The organism is Actinotignum saccati (assembly GCF_051265055.1).
In the GTDB taxonomy this organism is placed as follows: domain Bacteria; phylum Actinomycetota; class Actinomycetes; order Actinomycetales; family Actinomycetaceae; genus Actinotignum.
On sequence record NZ_JBOZCC010000003.1, the window covers coordinates 100110 to 116666 of the forward strand.

A 16557-nucleotide genomic window follows, 5' to 3' on the forward strand; every position below is an offset into this window, starting at 1 on the left:
GTGAGCGCCATCGGAACCAGGGGCATGACTCTCGCCGGTCGCTACCGCCTGGAGAATTTGTACGAGGAGCAACTCGATATTGCGGGTACCGAGCAGTGGTACGCCGTGGATGACGCGCTCGGCACCGCGGTGCGGGTGCTGCTCATCGGGGATATTCCCACGCGCGCGGATGCTTTGGACGCGGCGCGGCGCACCGGGTTGCTCGATGACGCGCATATCGTGCGCACGCTCTCTGTTGGCGAAAATTTCGTGGTGAGCGAGATTCCGCTAGGCACCTCGCTGACCGGGTACGTGCACGGTGAGGGTTTTGCGCCCGAGCAGGCCAAGGCCGTGGTGTGCGAGCTCGCCGCGATTCTCACCCAGGTTTCCGGGCGCGGTATGCGGCATTTGCGCATTACACCCTCGCGCGTGCGGGTGGGCGATGCCGGCGACGTGTACCTGGACGGCATCGGTATTGACGCAGCTCTGGCCGGTGCGCGCACGGATGAATACGATCCGGCCAGCCTCAATAACGCCGAGGCCGCGGACCTGGTGCTGTTCCTGGCGACCCTGCTCGAGGGCGCCCAGGCGGATGAGACCACCCTCGAAGCGCTGGCCCGCGATGATTCGCTGCCCGACGATATTCGGGAGGTTTTCCGGCGCACCCTTTCCCCGGAGCGCTTGCTTTCCCCCGGGGAGGTATTGCGCAGCCTTGTGCCCTTCAACCGGCCTGACCTGCGGGAATTCCCCGATCCGGTACTGGTGGCGCCACAGCTGCCCGGCGGCGGGGATTCCCGTTTCGGTTTCGACCCGCTGGGCGGACACGTGCGCGGGGGCGCGATTGGCCGCGTCACCTTGGGCTCCAGTCACGTTTCCTTCGGCGCCGAAGATTCTGAGAACGACGACGCCGCAGCTGCCACCAGTGCATCTGGCGAGGCTTCCGAAACCGGCGAGCGATCCGATGATCCTGGTGAGCCAGTCGAAGCCGGCGAACGATCCGAAGCCGATGAAACATTGGAAGCTGATGCGACTCCCGTGGCGCCCTCCGCAGCATCGGCCTCCTCCGCTATTGGATCCCAGGAATTGGATCCCGAGGGCGTATACGGGGCGAATTTCGAGGGCGACGTTGATACTGAATTGGGTATTACCGCAGCTCCGGAGGTGGAGCTCCACCCGCAGTGGGTATCGCCGGAGGAATTCCGCGATGAGGAGGAAACCGAGAGTGGTTCGGAGAGTAGTTCTGAACTTGACTCCGAGAGTGGTTCCGAGGGCGATGTTGAGCCTGGTTCCGAGGCTAGCTCCGTGGCTGGATCCACGACCGGCTCTGAGCTTCACGGCGAGCAACTTCCGGCACAGGATTCCCCCATCGAGGAAACCGAAGTAAACACTGTTTACGCCCATCGTGGTGAAACCAAGACTGAGGAAACTCACCCCATCAACATTGATAGCCACAGTGGTCATGCTGCCGGTGGCGGCGTCGTCGCTCAAGATGCTGCAACGCCGCGGTTCCAGCCGCATTTCCCCTCGCTGCGCGAAGCGGAACGTGAGCTGGAAGAATGCGAACGCGAGGCGGCGGAACACGAAGCCGCTGCGCGTGCCGCTGCTGAACGCGAAGCCGCTCGGCACGAAAACGCAGAACGCGAAGCTGCCGCAGCGGAACGCGAGCGCGATTCCGCTCCCACGGTTGCGATAAACAGTGTTCACAGCAAGGCGAGCCCGCAGCGGCGTTCCATTATGAACGTCGGCGATGAGGAGGATGCGGGCCAATCTGAGCGGGCGAATATAACCACCGCGGCGGCCGGAGCTGCCGTTCCCGCAACCGCCACACCTGCGTCCACCGCTCCTCAGGCGGCACCCCGGATTCACCCGGTTTCGGCAGCCGCGCGCGCGAGCGCAGCTCCGGCGAAAGTCGCTGCCCGCACCCGCGGGGATCGCAAGCCGGCCACCCGGCCGCCCGCTCCTTCGCGTCCGATTATCGCCGATGAAGAAAACGGGCGGGCTCTCGGCTCGCGCATTTTTGATTCCTCCAAGCTCATTGTTGCGGGCGCAATCGGCCTGGTCGCAGTCGCTTTGTACTTCGCCGTGACAACCTTCTTCCGGCCCACGGATGTGTCCACCCGCCCGCCGGTGATTTCCGCCGCGCCTTCTGCCTCGGCCGATGCGCAAGGTTCGGAGGTCCAGGGCGCCCAGCCGGGTGCCAGTGCCGCGCCCTCGCCCAGCTCCGCAACGCCGCAGATCGTTTCGGCGAATCTTCTCAATCCGCAGAAGAGTGAGGCGGATGAGGATTATCCGAAGACGCTCCCGCTGGCCATTGACAAGAATCCGGCAACGGAATGGGCCAGTTGGGAATACCTGCGCAATCCGAAGTTTGGCCTGCTCAAGGATGGAGTCGGGATTGAGTTGCGCTTGGCGAAGCCGTCCACCGTCAAGGAAGTGACCTTGCAGCTAAACGGCCAGGGCGGGAATGTGCAGTGGCGTGACACCACCGCGGATCAGCCTAGCGGTGGCACTGTGGTAACCGAGGGCCCGATGAGCGCGAAAACAACGCTTACTGCACCAACACCAGTAAACAGTGATCACGTGGTGTTGTGGTTCACTGAATTGCCAAAGAATGCGGCCGGGCAGTTCAAGTTGCAGATTTCTGAGATCACCGTGAAGTAAACGGTGTTTACAGAAGGTGTTTACAGCCGGCGTTTATAGGCAGTGTTTACATCCGGTATTTACGGCCGGCCGGGAATAGCCATGTACCCCGGGACGTTGTACCCAATGATGTGCCCGATGGGGAGCGGTGTGCTCGCGCAACGCGGCACGCTCACTCACAAGAACACAGGAGAAATATGACCGAGAGCGATATTCGTGACGTCATCATTGTCGGATCGGGGCCGGCGGGCTGGACCGCCGCGCTGTACACCGCACGCGCGGGCCTGAAACCGCTGGTGATCGGCGGCGCCATCGATGCCGGCGGCGCACTCATGACCACCACCGAGGTGGAAAACTACCCCGGCTTCCCGGATGGAATTTTCGGGCCCGACCTCATGGCCAATATGCAGCAGCAGGCAGAAAAATTCGGTGCCGAAATGGAGTACGACGACGCCCTCTCCATGGACCTGAGCGGCGATGTCAAGATCGTGCGCACCGATGAATCCGAATTCCGGGCCCGCACGGTCATCCTGGCTCTCGGGTCGGCCTACAAGAAGCTCGGTCTGGATGGCGAAACCATGTTCGCCTCCCGCGGGGTTTCCTACTGCGCCACCTGCGATGGCTTCTTCTTTAAGGATCAGGAAATCGCCGTGGTGGGCGGCGGGGATAGCGCCGTCACGGACGCCCTCTTCCTCACCCGCTTCGCGACTAAGGTACACGTGATCCACCGGCGCGACGAACTGCGCGCCTCGAAGATCATGGCGGACCGCCTCCTGGCCGACCCCAAGATCGTCATGCACTGGAACAGCGAAGTCACCGATATTCGCGGGGAAGACGGCGGCTCCATGAACGCGCTCACCCTCCACAACAACGTGACCGGGGAAGATTCGAACCTCGATGTGACCGGCCTTTTCGTGGCCATCGGTCACCTCCCGCGTACGGAAATTCTTGGGGGGCAGCTTAAATTGGACGACGGCGGCTATATCGTCGTGAACCACCCGCACACCGAAACCTCAATTCCCGGAGTTTTCGCCTGCGGGGATGTCGTGGATCGGTACTACCGTCAGGCCATTTCCGCAGCTGGCACCGGGTGCCGGGCGGCTCTCGATGCAGAACGCTACCTGGAGAACCTCGCGGCCCAGCAGGCTGCCGCAGGTGGGAGCGCAGCGTAACTCAGCGCGGGGTACCGCTCATTTATATATGTGGAACCGGCGAGGTGAATATCTGATCCGCCTCGCCGGTTCGCGTTTAGGATGGTGGCTAAGGTTCCCACCCGCCGGCCGGAAGAAGGTGCCATGCCCACGTATCGACCCGAGGTTCCAACCTTGCTGCTCTTTACAGCTTCGTGGGTTCCCTATGATGGGCCAATGCGCGTGATTTTCGAGGAGAGCGTCGTCGACCTTCATCGTTTAGTATCGGACGTAAGCTTCGACGCGTGGTGCGTCAATCTGAACGTTCTCACCCAGCCACCCGTAAGCCCACGGCGCGGCTCCGAAACCACTGCTGCTACCGGAGCGGATGCCGAGATGCAGCACATTCTGCCCGGCGGCGCTCCAGAACATCGGATCGACTTTTCCGAGCTCTCCGCGGAAGTAACCCGCGCAATTCAACATGCTCTGGGCTATGGAGGTATCGATCCCGCGGAAGATGAGCCGGCCGCTGGTGACTTCGCTGATAGTAACCCCGCGAATAGTGATCCCATCGTTAGCGACCCCGCACATACCGATTCCGGCGACACTTGCGCCACAGATACTGGCACTTCCGATTCTGGTGCTTCGGATTCTCGCCCTGCGAATGGTGGCGTTCCAGAAATTCGCTCGGCAAATCCGTGGGAGGAAGTCGCTTCTTTTATCCCGCGGCTCGAGTGGCTGCCGACCCTGCTCCTTGTCTACCAGGGCAAGGAATATGCGCGGTTTGCGGGGCTGGTTCCCAAACTTGAAATCCGCGCTGAACTTATGGCCCAGCTCCCCGGCCTCGCGAGACTTGCGAAAGTCGGGAAACTCGGGAAACTCGCGGCTTCCGAATAAACGCGGTGCTGACACGGGCCTTTCTTTGCGGGTACGCTACTACCCCATAGGACTCACACGTCCGGGCCGGCGATAGTTCCGCGGTCGCGCCGCGGGAGCGCCGCGGTGGTCCCGTGATTGTCTCGTGGCAATACTGTGGTGCCTCGCGATTGAGTGACGCGCGAAGCACACCGGCGGACATTGTTTTATCGCAGCCCCGAGCGTGGCACACTTAGTGTGTTAAAAGAGAAGGAGAACGTATGGGCGAGCAGCACGCCGGTCCCGGATTTACCAGACTTGATCCATGGTACAATGTCTATGCTGATCGAGCTTTAGGAATGAAGCAATCTGAGGTTCGTCAGCTTTTCGCAGTTGCAAATCGCCCCGAAGTTGTATCTCTTGCAGGGGGAATGCCTAATATTAGCGGGCTACCTTTAGACTTCCTCGCGGATATGACCGCGCGACTCATCCGGAACAATGGCGCTAAAATGCTACAGTACGGCGGCGGTCAGGGCACCGAAGAGCTTCGCGAGATGATCGTGGAGGTCATGCGGCCCGAAGGTATCCGCGCCCATCCGGACGACATCAATATTACGACCGGTAGCCAGCAAGCCCTCGATCTCGTTTCCCAAATCTTCATTAACCCGGGCGATGTTGTTATTGCCGAAGCGCCTTCCTATGTTGGGGCGCTGGGAACTTTCCGGGCGTACCAAGCCCATGTGGTCCACGTGGAAATGGATGCCAACGGCCTGATTCCCGAACAGCTTGAGGAAACCATCAAAGATCTGGAAGCCGTCGGGAAGCCGATCAAGTTCCTGTACACCATCCCCAATTTCCACAACCCGGCCGGTGTGAGCCAATCCGAGGAACGCCGCCGGCGCATTGCCGAGATCTGCGATGAGCACCATGTTCTTATCGTGGAAGATAATCCCTATGGTCTGCTTGGTTTCGACGGCGATCCGATTCCGGCCATCCAGACCTTCAACCCGGATGGTGTTGTGTACCTGGGATCCTTCTCCAAGACCTTCGCGCCGGGATTCCGGGTGGGCTGGGCGTTGGCCCCGGCTGCACTGAGCGCGCGTCTCACCCTCGCCGCGGAAAATGCGATTCTGTGCCCGACCACCTTCGGCCAGCTCGCTATCGCGGAATATCTGCGCACCTATGACTGGTATCAGCAGGTCAAGGAATACCGCGGCATGTACGCCGAGCGTGGGCAGGCCATGCAGGCCGCGCTCGAAAAGTACATGCCCATGTGCACGTGGAACAAACCGCGCGGTGGCTTCTATACCTGGGTCAAACTACCCGGCGGCCTCAATGCGCATGAGATGCTTCCCCGCGCGGTGAAGAACCTCGTCGCGTATGTTTCCGGCACTGCTTTCTTCGCCGATGGCCAGGGTACTGACCATATGCGGCTGTCCTTCTGCTACCCCACCCCGGAACGCATTACCGAGGGCGTGCGCAGGCTTGGCGAAGTTATTAGCCAAGAAAATGACCTGGTCCAGATGTTCGGCGTGGATGATTCCTCGCCACAGGCAACGAAATAATTCGATTGCTATCGGTTCTCATCAGTGATGAGTAGAGTGAAGTCCGGAGGGAAAATGGACAATATTCTTACCGTTGCTATTCTTGCCGGTGGTCTCACGCACGAACGCGATGTGTCGCTAAGTTCGGGGCGTCGGGTCGCCACGCTCCTGCGGGAGGCGGGCGCGCAGGTCAAGGTTCTCGATGTTGATGCAACCCTGCTCCAGCGCCTCAGCTCCATGAATCCCACGGTGGTGTGGCCTTTGGTACACGGTGCGACCGGAGAAGACGGAGCTCTTCAAGATCTGCTCTCTCTCAGCGGGTACCGTTTTGTAGGGTCGACGGCGAACGCCGCCCGAATCGCCTCTAATAAAACGGTCGCACAATCGCTTTTGCGCCACGCCGGGCTTGCGGTGCCGTGGTCGGTCAGCTTCCCGGAAGCTCTTTTCCGTGAAGTCGGAGTGGCGCCAATTCTTGATCTCCTCGGAGAACGCTATGAATTCCCGCTGGTCGTGAAGCCGAATTTAGGTGGGTCAGCACTGGGAGTGACCATCGTTGACAAGCCGGGGGACCTTCCCCGCGCGATGGTCGATTGCTTCGCCTACGGGGAAGAAGCGCATGTCGAAACCTTTATCGACGGAACAGAAGTTTCCGTTTCGGTTATTGACGGGGCCGACGGGCCTATCGCGCTTCCCCCGGTCGAAATTGAAACCGATGGTCCTTATGATTACGACGCGCGCTACTTCGCCGGCCGAGCTAAGTACTATGTGCCCGCTCGTCTTTCTGACGAGGAAAAGGCGCGGGTTACCGAAGCTGCACTTACGGCACATACCACCCTCCGACTTCGCGATGTTTCCCGGATTGACCTCATCGTGAAGGACGGTACTCCGTATGTCATCGATGTGAATATTGCACCGGGAATGACGGAGACCTCGCTGCTTCCCCAAGCCGTTGAAGCATATGCGCGGGAGAATGGGACAAGTCCCGAATCACTCTACCTGCAAATCCTGCACCGGGCAGCGAATCGGGATGTCAGCGAGCCGGAAGACCTCCCCGAAATGGCGAAGTAGCAGCATAGGAACTCCAGGCAAGTCTCCACCCGGCGGGCAATGTTTCACGTGAAACATTGCCCGCTTTCGTTTTCGTAATGCTAGGCGCACGTTCAATCTGCGCGATTAGCTCCGTGGGAATTACACATTACCGCCGGCAAAATGCAAATTCGACCTACCCTTCGCGCAATGCAGTATTCGCTGTAGTAGTCACTCAAGCCGCGAGGACTCGAGCTACGTAGATGTGTGCGCCAGGATGTTTCGCGTGAAACATCCTCCGCAAAACTTCACCTATCCGATTCTTCTGTGTAAGCAGCGGTCGAAAAGTAGCCCAATTTCTACTGTCGGTAACAGCACCGCGAACCGCCGCTCCGATCACTCCCCAAACCCCGAAAACCAAAAAACCGGGTCACTAAAATTGCACGAGTCATGCGTGGTTTCTCCGTTAGTTTCCAGCCACACCTGACGGCATCGATCCCGCATAAAGGATCTCTGTTTAAATAAGGAAGCGGGGCAATGTTTCACGTGAAACATTGCCCCGCAATCAAAGGACCCGCTGTCTACTCTTTGTTACTGCCCTCTTCGGGAATTTCTACACCTGTAACATCCGGCGCCAGCACGCTCAAAATACGATTGAGATCCTCAAGTGAACCGAAGTCAATGCGCATGGTTCCCTTGGTTCGGCCCATATCGACCTTCACACGAGTATTGAGCCGGTCGCCCAATTGCGTTGCTACCGAACTCAATTCGTTTTCATAGCGCTTCACGCGCACTCGGCGAACCGAAGCCGGGGTCGATTCATCGCCAAGAGCAACGATCTCCTCAACAGCGCGGACAGATAATCCTTCTGCCACGATCCGCTGTGCCAGCCGCTCCATTGCACCAGCGTCGGCAAGACCGAGAAGTGCACGCGCATGCCCGGAAGATAGCACGCCCGCTGCTACTCTGCGCTGCACCAACGCCGGAAGTTTCAGAAGTCGCAAAGTGTTAGTGATTTGCGGGCGCGACCGTGCAATCCTCTTCGCCAGTTCGTCTTGCGTACATTGGAAGTCCTCAAGTAACTGCTGATAGGCAGCCGCCTCTTCCAAGGGATTGAGGTCAGCGCGGTGCAGATTCTCAAGAAGTGCATCACGGAGCAAATCTTCATCAGAGGTGCGCCGAATAATGGCAGGAATACGCGTCAAGCCCGCCCGCTGGGTCGCCCGCCAGCGCCGCTCGCCCATAATGAGTTCGTATCGAGCATCCGGATGGTTATCCAAAGGCTCACTAAGTGGGCGAATAACAATAGGCTGAAGAACGCCCACTTCCTTAATGGACTGTGCGAGCTCTTCTAAATCGTCATCATCGAAATTCGTACGCGGCTGCGCTCGATTGGGTACGATGACATTGACATCAATCTCGCCGTAGGTGGCACCCGGTACTGCAACAAGGTCATCTTCCGATGTTTCACGTGAAACATTGATCGCCTGCGCTGCATCCGTTTCCGCGACACCCTTAGACTCCGTCGTACTATCAGTCGCTTCAACAACGGAAGTTCCCTCGGTTACCGTAGTGTCCTTAAGACCCTCAACTTCACCAGCCTTCGCCTCGCTTATCACGGCCGGTGATTCGACTACACTACCCGGGATCTCGACAGCTCCATTACTGGCCTGAGTCTTCTTGCTAGCCACCTTCTTCTTAGATGCAGCGGCCGACGGCTTAGAAGCCGTACGCTGAGAACCACCCGATGTTTCACGTGAAACATTCTCACCCGCCGAGCCATATCCAAGATCGAGGGGATTAGCATCATCCTGCTGAGAATCGTCGTGCTGCCGTGAGCTCGCAGCCTCCCGCGAACCCGCATCCTCCGGCGAACCCGAATCCTTCTTCTTCACCGTACCGAAAAAGATATCAATTGGACTCTCGGTATTCTCTGCCTGTTCCGGTGGAATGAGGGCACCGAGCCCACTGCCTAAACCACGCCGTTTACGAGTTGCCACGATGGCTCCTAACTATGAGAGAGCTGAAAATTCTTTTGCCGCCGCAAGATAGGCAATAGCCGCCCGATTCCGGGGATCGTGGGTGAGCACACTCTTCCCAAAGGACGGCGCTTCCGCAGCAGCCACCGACCGAGGAATCTCCGTATGGAGCACTCGGTCACCAAAGTGCGAACGCACTTCCTCAGATACGTCCTTCGCCAGATTTGTGCGGGTATCCACCATCGTCACAATGAACGCCGAGATATGTAGCTTGTCATTGCGAGACGAGCGCACATCCTCAACCGTCTGTACTAATTGAGCCACACCCTGGAGAGCATAAAACTCCGCCTGAATCGGTACCAGCACCTCATCAGCAGCCACCAGCGCACTCACCGGTAACAAAGCCATGCTCGGCGGGCAATCAATAAACACAAAGTCAAAAGCCTTGCCCTGCGCCGCGAAACTATCCATTGTTTCCCGGATCGCGTCGCGCAGAATAGAGTACCGCCCCGGCACCTGGCCTAACTCAAAATCAACGGCTGCCAAAGTAATACTCGAGGGAGCCACATAGAGATTCGGAATATCCTCGAGTTGAATAAGAACATCCTCGAGCCGTGCTTCACCCTTAAAAACTTCGTAAACGTCGTTGCGTTCTTCCTGTGGGCTAATACCCAAACCGGTAGAAGCATTACCCTGCGCATCCGCATCAACAAGCAAGACCCGCATCCCATTGAGTGCCAGCGCAGCCGCCATATTCACGGCAGTGGTGGTTTTGCCGACGCCGCCCTTTTGATTCGTCACTGCAACAACGCGGGTATGTTCCGGCTTCTGGAATTTACTCGCCTTCACCTTCTTGAGGCGCTTAAAATCCTCTCGAAGTTCGCGGGCGATCGGAGTGTCCCGATCCTGTGGTGCAGGCGAAGGTGCCGAACTCGGCGCAGCACGACGTCCAACTTTTTTACGGGGATCACTCATAAATAACGCCCTCCTTACCTCAGAACATTCTAGCCGGTATCAGGCCGTCTCTGTGCCGCCGTCATCTGCATCACGCACGTTATCCACAAGCACCACCCACTACGAACACATGTTCGATACACGCGGCCAAACCAGACTGCGTCCCTTATAAAACCGGCACACTTCCTTTATGAAACCCGACCACAAAGCCGCACAACTAAGTCATGGAAAACCAAGTCCCGAGCAACCAAGTTCCGAAGCCCAGTAACTCAGTAACCCAGCAACCCAGCAACACGCCCGCCTGACTTACGAAGCCTTCTTGAGCACCTCGACCACCCGAGTAGCCTCGTCTGTTCCAAAGGGCACCACAGTATGAACCGCAACCTCCGCAACACCGTAACGCTGCAACTGCGCTGCGGCGTCGTCAATTTCTTGGGCGGCTCGCTCGCCCTTGAGCGCAACCAGGCGTCCGCCGGGTTTGACCAGCGGCATCGTCCACGGCAGTAGTTTCTTGAGTGCAGCCACCGCGCGGGCGGTCACGATATCCGCCGCGAACCGGCCTTTGAGTTGCTCAGCGCGGGCGGTCCGCACCTTGACGTTCCGCAAACCCAGCTCGCCCACCACATAGCGCAGCCATTCGGTGCGCCGCTCCATGGACTCAATCAACGTCACGGTCACGTCCGGCCGCGCAATCGCCAGCACAATTCCGGGGAAACCAGCGCCGGAACCCACATCGCCCACCGTGGCATTCGCCGGGATGAATTCCTCAATAGCGAGGGAATTGAGTAGGTGCCGGGACCATAAACGGCCCAGTTCGCGCGGCCCCACAAGCCCGCGCACCTCGCCCTCTTCTTCGAGCAGGCACGCAAAATGAAGCAAGGTTCCCCATGTCGCCGTGCCGAAATGCTCGGCACCGGCGGCAGGAGGAACCTCGATCATCGGATGTTCTTCCGCCATATATGCGTATTAATCCTCGCCTTAGTCTTCATCCGCGGGCTTGATAACCACGTGACGCCCGGCGCCCACGCCTTCGGAATCGGAAACGAGCCCGGCGGCAGCAGCGGCGTCGTGCACAACCTTGCGCTCGAAGGGATTCATGGGATCCAGCTCGATTTCATCGCCGGTTTCCTGCACCTCGCGGATGGCTTCCGCGGCGATTTCCTCAATCTTGGCGCGGCGTTCATCGCGATAGCCCGCGATATCCAGCATGAGCCGCGAGCGTTCCCCGGTCTTTTCCTGAACCGCGAGGCGGGTCAGATCCTGGAGCGCGTTGAGAGTGGCACCGTGCCGGCCCACCAGGCGGCGCAGCCGCTCATCGGCTTCACCCTCGGTGACAATGGCGATCGTGGCACGATCTTCGTCAATCGAGATATCAATATCGCCGTCGAGATCAGCAATATCCAGCAGTTCTTCGAGGTAGTCAGCCGCAATATCGCCTTCGCGATCAAGCTTCTTAATATCCTCAGACGTTTCGCTCATTCTTTCTCCTGGTATCCGGGGGATCCCCTTCTGGGGCTGCCAAGATTTTGCGCAACCCGTCCGTTCCTTTTCTTTGACTAAGTTTAGCTTGTTCTACGCCGGTCGCCGGGTGTTATTTCCCGCGGTTTTTCTTGTTCTTCTTGGCGCGGGCCCGGGCCCGTTCTGCCTGGCGGCGTTCGTAGCGCTTGCGGGCGCGTTCTTCATCCGTCAAACCATCTTTGCCGACGGCGGGCTTATCGTCCTCATCCTCATCTTCCGGGCGCGGCATATAAGCATCCGGACTCAGCCCGGCTTTCTTCGCGCGTTCCTTGCTCATCGGCTGGTAGCGCTGGCCGCCCTTCTGCTCCTGCTCTTCCAGTTCCGCAATTTCCTCATCGGTGAGCCCCTTGCGCTTGCGCTTTTCCAGGATCCGCTTTTCCCGCTCAATATAGGCCCGCGAACCGGGAGTCGGATTATGGCGAATGAACCAGCTCTGCTGACCCATATTCCACAGGTTGCCGGCGCACCAGTAGATGAGCACGCCCACCGGGAACACCGCGCCGGAGAACACATAGATCAGTGGCATGCCGTAGAGCATCATGCGCTGCATGCGCAGAGCAGCGTTATTCGGATCCTTTTGTTCCGGCATATTCTTCGTCATGAGCTGACGCTGCGTCCAGAACATGCTGAGGATCATGATGATCACCAGAACGACGGCGACAATCCGCACCTGCGTGGCATTGGCAAATTGGCCCGCGGTTGAAATGGTGGCCGACATGGGGGCGCCGAAGAACGTGGTCTCCTCGAAGGACTGCGCCACCGGCTGGGTGATCGGCCCGATGGGGCCACGCTTGCCATTAGCGATGGAGGGGAAATTAATCAGCACCCGGTACAGGGAGAAGAGAATCGGCATCTGCACCAGCATCGGCCAGCAGGATGCCATGGGGGAGGCCCCGTGTTTGCGGTAGAGCGCCTGCAGTTCTTCCTGCTGGCGCTGCATGGACACCTGGTCCCGCTTCCCCTTGTACTTCTTCTGCAACTTCTGAATATCGGGTTGCAGCACCTGCATTGCCCGCGAAGCACGAATCTGCCGGTTATACAGCGGCAAGATGAGCAGACGAACCACAATGGTCAGCCCGATAATGGCGCAGACCCACGCCGGCCCGGCGCCCTGGTTCATTCCCAGGAGTACGAGTCCTTCGTGGATGCCGTACATCACCCACGAGACCGCCCACATAAACGGAGCGAGAATTGTATCCACTTAGTTTCTCCTCACGCTGCTGGGTGTTCCCGCTGGGGATTACCCGTAGCGTTGTTCGTATCGTCTAAGGCGTCTTCTTTGGCGTAAAGCTCGAGAAGCTCATCTTGGTCCAATGGTTTGCTTGGCCACTGACCCGGCGGTGGCACTCTATCTACGCCGCCCTTCGTCAACGGGTTGCACCGTAGCAAGCGCCACACGGTTAAAAGTGTACCTTTGCCGGTCCCGTGAATCTGTATGGCTTGTATCGCATAGGCCGAACAGCTCGGTGCGTAGCGGCACCGCGGGGGGCGCGCGGCTGAGATCGTGCGTTGGTACCAGCGCACCGCCCGCACCAGCAGGCTTTCTTTGCCGTGCCGTTCCGGTTGCGCGCTTGCCGGCGTGTGCGTCATAACGCTTTCACCGCCCGCGTTTCTTGCGTGCCCGCTCTTTGCGTGTGCCCTGCTAGATCCGCACTTTGGTGCGTGCGCGCTTCGTGCGTCCGCGCTGCTTGCGCCCGTGCCTTGGCAAGCGCGCGGTCCAGGTCCTCACCGAGTTGCGCGCTGCTGCTTCCCGCCGCGGCGGGAAAAGCTCGAACGACGACGAGATCGCCGTCGTCGAAAAAACTTAGGCGCGCACGCATAAGATGGCGCAGTTGCCGGTATACCCGATGCCGCACCACGGAATTTCCCACAGCTTTGGATACGACAAAACCGACCCGCACAGGGTGAGGGCCGGTTAGGGTCGATTCCGACTGGGAGCCGAGGATGACTTGGACGCGCCGGGCAGAGCCGCGCGCTCCGGAAAAGGCCGAGTCGAAATCCGCCGAACTCCGCATGCGGTGAACGGCTGGAAGCATTTACTGAGCCGAAATCTTGGCGCGACCCTTGCGACGGCGAGCTGCCAGAACAGCGCGACCCGCGCGGGTCGACATGCGCTTGCGGAAACCGTGTACCTTAGCGCGACGGCGATTATTCGGCTGGAAAGTCCGCTTAACCACGGTGATCCCCTCCACTAGATATTGACGGGCTTATCCACAAGCGGTGGCGGCCCTTCTTGACAAATAACGCGCGGCTGAACCACGCATGGACTAGATGACTTTACGCGAGATCAGGCCGGTGAGTCAAAGGTTTTTAGCGCGCGGTGACCGTTATCTCAAGGATGATCACTGTGAGAAAACACGTACCAAAGCAATTTTTTCGGCCTATACACATCTGTGGAAAAATCTGAGGATAGGTTTTTAAGGCTCCACAGCGCGCAAGTGACCTGTGAATAACAGAGATGTAATTTCCACAGGTGTGGAGAAGCCTGTGGATAACTCGTTAGCGTGTTGCGCGTCATTCACCTACGATAGGCAGACAGATAGGGCATGGCCTCACCAGATACCGTGAAACTTACAGTCGTGATCATCAACGGCGCTCGGATCACCTGGCTGCGAGGCTCGCCCCCTTTTTTCTTGAAAGAGTCCTCAGGAGGATGTCATGGCGGAGATGAACCCCGCGCGCGATGCTTGGCTTGCCGCCTTGGAATTGCTGCGTATGCAGGGCGATCTCTCCGATTCGCAATCCGCTTTTGTGCGCATGGCCCACCCGCTGGCCACCGCCGAGGACATTTTTATGATCGTGGTGGGATCCGAGTTCGTGAAGAACTGGATCGAGGAGCACGTTGCCGATCTCATGACCGGGGCGCTCTCCAATATTCTGGGCCACAGCATTCGCCTGGTGATTTCCATTGATCCAAGCGTGAATGAATCCCCGCTTCCGGCTACTGAGCGCCGCGAATCCCGGCCCGTTGAGGCCGCTCCGGCTCCGCGCCGGGCGGAAACGCCCACCGCGCTTTCCCCGGATTCGGAATGGAATAAATCCGCGACCTACCGGGATTTCACCCTGGAGGAACCGGGAGCTTTTCCTGATGTGCCGGGCGAGCCGGTGGCTCCAGCTGCGCCGTCGGCCCTCACTGCCACCCACGCAACCGCGCCACATACACCGGCACCACATATAACCGCATCGCACGTACCGGCGCCACACGCGGCCGCGCCGGTCGAAACAACCGAACCGACCTCGCTCGCCACCCAAACGATGGCCTCCGGGGAAGAAAAGATTTACGGGAACTCGGCCGATCCGTCGTTTGCGGCGATGTCGACGGCCGCCGGGCTCAACCCGAAATATACTTTCGATAATTTCGTGATTGGGGATTCGAATCGTTTTCCCACCGCGACCTCGCTAGCGGTCTCGGAAGCGCCCGGGACTACCTATAATCCGTTGTTCCTCTACTCGGATTCCGGGATGGGGAAAACGCATCTTATGCACGCGATCGGGAATTATGCGATTTCGCTCTACCCGAATATTCACGTGCGCTATATCAGCGCCGAAGAATTCACCAACGCTTTTATTAACGCGGTGCGTGACGGGCGACAAAGCGAATTCAAGGATTCTTTCCGCAAGGTCGATATTTTGCTGATCGACGATATTCAGTTCATTGGCGGGCGCGATACCACCGTGGAGGAGTTCTTCCACACCTTCAACGCCCTGACGAATTCCAATAAGCAGATTGTTATTACCTCCGATGTGGCGCCGAATCTGCTCAACGGTTTTGAAGAGCGGATGCTCTCGCGTTTCAATTCCGGGGTGGTGGCCAGTATTGACCGCCCGAATCTGGAAACTCGTATCGCCATTCTGGAAAAGAAAGCGCACGTGGACGGCATTAGTGTGCCGCGCGAAGTGCATGAATATATCGCCACGCATATGACCACGAATGTGCGTGAAATGGAAGGGGCGCTGCGCCGGGTCACCGCCTTCGCGGATCTGTCCAAACAGCCGGTTTCGCTCACTCTTTCCGAGATGGTTCTCAAGGATCTCATCACTAATCCGGACTCGGTGGATATTAAGCCGAGCCTCATCATGGCGCAGACCGCGAATTACTTCTCCATCACCATTGACGACCTGACCAGCGCGGATCGTTCCCGAATCCCGGTGACCGCGCGGCAAATCGCCATGTACCTGTGCCGCGAAATGACGGATCTGTCCCTCCCGAAAATCGGTTCGCTTTTCGGCGGGCGCGACCACACCACCGTCATGCACGCGTATCGCAAAATCGATAAGCAGATGGCCGAGCGGCAGACCACCTACAACCAGGTCTCCGAGCTCTCCGTGCGTATTAAGCAAGCCGCCAGCCAGGCGGAGTAGCGCTGTAACGCCGTAGCTCGCGTTTAGTACGACGACGCCGCCACCTGACTAAACGGACTCCACGCCTTCGAAGCGACTTTTCGGCTTATTCCCGCGCTTTCCCCATGCTTTCCTGTACCAATCCGGCGCGCCCGCCCGTTAAAATCTGACTAAATGAGCCAAGTCATGTTTCACCTCTGGCACCTCATCTGCCACGTGCGGCGCACAGCCCGCTCACAGCCCGCCTCACAAACCGCTCTGTTTCCTCACCCACATGACCTGCGCGAACGCTATCCACAGGGCTTGCGGATAAGCTGTGGACACGGGCGTAAATTAAGCGGATCGGCGAGATTTAGCGGTGGATAGCCGAAAGCCCAAAGTGTCTCATCCCCCGAAAACCCATATTATCCACAGCGCCGTCCACAGGCTCATCCACAGCCCAGATCCGCATGCTCACGCCGTTTCGAACACATTTCCACAGTGTCCACAGCACCTACTACTACCACTACCTATTAACACCCGCATGAACAACAAACGGTTGCCGAGGGCCGGTGCACCCGCGCACCGTAAATTACACTGGTGTAATTACAA

14 protein-coding genes are annotated in these 16557 nt (G+C 58.7%); 6 read left to right on the forward strand and 8 right to left on the reverse strand.

Going from position 1 to position 16557, the window contains the following annotated elements; genetic code table 11:
* The 5 genes from ACRQEC_RS03260 to ACRQEC_RS03280 all read left to right on the forward strand — a co-directional run bounded on the left by ACRQEC_RS03260 (position 1) and on the right by ACRQEC_RS03280 (position 7216).
* Positions 1 to 2640 (forward strand): protein kinase family protein, encoded by a 2640-nt coding sequence (locus tag ACRQEC_RS03260; protein WP_284889893.1) that lies wholly within the window; start codon positions 1 to 3, stop codon positions 2638 to 2640.
* Between the two features lie 176 nt (positions 2641 to 2816).
* The gene (gene trxB / locus ACRQEC_RS03265) at positions 2817 to 3791 is read left to right on the forward strand and encodes a thioredoxin-disulfide reductase (RefSeq protein WP_284889892.1); all 975 of its coding nucleotides are present in this window, start codon (positions 2817 to 2819) and stop codon (positions 3789 to 3791) included.
* Between the two features lie 123 nt (positions 3792 to 3914).
* Complete coding sequence (locus ACRQEC_RS03270; RefSeq protein ID WP_284889891.1) at positions 3915 to 4646, forward strand: YbbN family protein; 732 nt, start codon at positions 3915 to 3917, stop codon at positions 4644 to 4646.
* Between the two features lie 239 nt (positions 4647 to 4885).
* Positions 4886 to 6169, forward strand: coding sequence for an aminotransferase-like domain-containing protein (locus ACRQEC_RS03275; RefSeq protein ID WP_026428907.1), 1284 nt, complete (start codon positions 4886 to 4888; stop codon positions 6167 to 6169).
* Between the two features lie 27 nt (positions 6170 to 6196).
* Positions 6197 to 7216, forward strand: a complete 1020-nt coding sequence (locus ACRQEC_RS03280; RefSeq protein ID WP_284889890.1) for a D-alanine--D-alanine ligase family protein — start codon at positions 6197 to 6199, stop codon at positions 7214 to 7216.
* 539 nt (positions 7217 to 7755) lie between these two features.
* On the opposite strand, the gene ACRQEC_RS03285 is transcribed toward ACRQEC_RS03280, so the two are convergent.
* The 8 genes from ACRQEC_RS03285 to rpmH all read right to left on the reverse strand — a co-directional run bounded on the left by ACRQEC_RS03285 (position 7756) and on the right by rpmH (position 13802).
* Positions 7756 to 9174 (reverse strand): ParB/RepB/Spo0J family partition protein, encoded by a 1419-nt coding sequence (locus ACRQEC_RS03285; RefSeq protein WP_284889889.1) that lies wholly within the window; start codon positions 9172 to 9174, stop codon positions 7756 to 7758.
* A gap of 12 nt (positions 9175 to 9186) precedes the next feature.
* Complete coding sequence (locus ACRQEC_RS03290) at positions 9187 to 10128, reverse strand: ParA family protein (RefSeq protein ID WP_284889888.1); 942 nt, start codon at positions 10126 to 10128, stop codon at positions 9187 to 9189.
* Positions 10129 to 10413: 285 nt separating this feature from the next.
* Positions 10414 to 11064 (reverse strand): 16S rRNA (guanine(527)-N(7))-methyltransferase RsmG, encoded by a 651-nt coding sequence (rsmG, locus tag ACRQEC_RS03295; protein ID WP_284889887.1) that lies wholly within the window; start codon positions 11062 to 11064, stop codon positions 10414 to 10416.
* 21 nt (positions 11065 to 11085) lie between these two features.
* On the reverse strand, positions 11086 to 11586 hold the full coding sequence (locus tag ACRQEC_RS03300; RefSeq protein WP_016442050.1) for a Jag family protein: 501 nt from the start codon (positions 11584 to 11586) through the stop codon (positions 11086 to 11088).
* 112 nt (positions 11587 to 11698) lie between these two features.
* Positions 11699 to 12826 (reverse strand): membrane protein insertase YidC, encoded by a 1128-nt coding sequence (yidC, locus tag ACRQEC_RS03305; protein ID WP_284889886.1) that lies wholly within the window; start codon positions 12824 to 12826, stop codon positions 11699 to 11701.
* A gap of 11 nt (positions 12827 to 12837) precedes the next feature.
* Positions 12838 to 13215, reverse strand: coding sequence for a membrane protein insertion efficiency factor YidD (gene yidD, locus ACRQEC_RS03310; protein WP_284889885.1), 378 nt, complete (start codon positions 13213 to 13215; stop codon positions 12838 to 12840).
* A complete protein-coding gene (rnpA, locus tag ACRQEC_RS03315) occupies positions 13212 to 13661 on the reverse strand; it encodes a ribonuclease P protein component (RefSeq protein WP_435714722.1) in 450 nt (149 codons plus the stop codon). Before rnpA ends, yidD begins: the two co-directional genes overlap by 4 nt.
* Entirely contained in the window at positions 13662 to 13802 is a 141-nt protein-coding gene (gene rpmH / locus ACRQEC_RS03320; RefSeq protein ID WP_039898524.1) for a 50S ribosomal protein L34, read from the reverse strand.
* 481 nt (positions 13803 to 14283) lie between these two features.
* On the opposite strand from rpmH, the gene dnaA reads away from it, so the two are divergent.
* Positions 14284 to 15987, forward strand: coding sequence for a chromosomal replication initiator protein DnaA (gene dnaA / locus ACRQEC_RS03325; RefSeq protein ID WP_284889884.1), 1704 nt, complete (start codon positions 14284 to 14286; stop codon positions 15985 to 15987).
* Positions 15988 to 16557 lie beyond the last annotated feature (570 nt).